Raw genomic sequence first — 1,529 nt, forward strand, 5'->3', positions numbered from 1 at the left:
GAAATAAATATAGATAGAGTTAATTCTATTTAATAGTGGATCTAATATTAAATGAGATAAAAACCATGCTGCTGTTCCAGCATGGTTTAACGGTTCAGTGTTCTATTCTTCCTTAAACGCATCCATCATTTGATGTAGTTCTTTAACAGCCAGTTTTGCACTCTCTTTTTTCTCTTTATGAAATCCGTATCCTGATATGGAACTAGGCATTGAAGGGAACTATATGCGAAGCTTTTGTGGCCATCAGGAACGGCGAAAATATCTACCGAAATGCTTAATCTCGTGCCAGAGTAAATTTTTAATCGTTTCTAATTCATCACATTTAAACTTTGTTACCACTCTCATACCATGATCCTCTCTGTCCTGTTGTAATCGGTTTCATATGCTTCTATAGTCAAGTATAGAATAAAAAACACCTCACGAACCTTTATGGTTTGACTATATTCAAACTCATTTGGAAGACCAAGGGGAAAGGCAATATTGGCTGGTTAGAGAGTTTTTGCAAAGTAACCCTACCTTTACTTTCCTTTCCTATTCTTATTTTTGAATATCCAGATGTTCTCAGGATGTTGCTCTATTTCTTTTAACATTTCAGAAGCTGTCATATCCAATCCGAGTGCAAGAGCAACAAGAGTATCTAAGCTTGGGTTTTTCTGATTTCTTTCGAGTAGGCTGATATAGGACGGATGTCGATCGCTGCGGTCGGCCAACCCCTCTTGGGAAAGATTCTGTGCATTTCTTAATTTCTTCAATATATGTCCAAAACGATAATTATTCAAAGAGTTACTCCCTTTCTATCAATCATTTAAACAGATTGTATTTTTTATTTATGGTTATCCTCTAAGTTACCAAAATTATATTTTCCTGTTTTCTCTTTGATTAACTGTTGCCCTGTAGGGGATTCAAGATAGAATAGAATAGGCCCAGGTTGGTTCCCTCTTTTCATAGATATCTGGATTAATTTATTTGCATTGTGAATCTTATTATTAAAAGAGGTTAATCTTGAATCAATGATAATAGAATGACCGTTACTTAATTCGACCTCTGTCTGATATTTTCCCATCGCTCTTGTTCTTACAATATGATCTGGGTTAAACCAAATACAATCGGCATTATTAGGTGATTTATTTGGAAACAGGCAAATACCCTGGTAAGGATTGACGATAATTGGACATCTCGACCGTTCACCAAGAATAAGTTTGGCACTGACCATTGCTCCTCTAAGGTCGTATCCTATGTACATTAAAGTGTCATCTAATATTTGTAAGGGGGATCGATTGACCAGGAAAGTCGCTCCTCCTGCCATGACTCGTGAACACTGCTTTCCATAACTATCATATTCTCCCGTCAGTAAAATCATTTTCTTTTCAATAAAATAGCTCTTTTGAATAAAAATAGTCTTCCTCTCCTTTAAATCTAATGGATTTGAAAAAGACTTACCTACTACTCTAACTGTCATGTACTGCCCGTCGGAAAGGAAGACTGTGCTCTCATCTTTATGTATGGAATATCCCTGACTACCTTGGCAG

General features: G+C 36.2%; 2 protein-coding genes. Both read right to left on the reverse strand.

Features of this window, described 5'->3' with window-relative positions; translation table 11 throughout:
• Positions 1-518 precede the first annotated feature (518 nt).
• Positions 519-779: a helix-turn-helix domain-containing protein gene (locus tag V7659_RS28675; RefSeq protein WP_335543457.1), complete on the reverse strand. Its 261-nt coding sequence runs from the start codon at positions 777-779 to the stop codon at positions 519-521.
• Between the two features lie 44 nt (positions 780-823).
• The coding region (locus V7659_RS28680) for a competence protein ComK (protein WP_335543458.1) at positions 824-1,529 on the reverse strand (706 nt) is incomplete at its 5' end.

The organism is Neobacillus drentensis (assembly GCF_036966985.1).
Classification (GTDB): Bacteria; Bacillota; Bacilli; order Bacillales; family Cytobacillaceae; genus Neobacillus; species Neobacillus drentensis_E.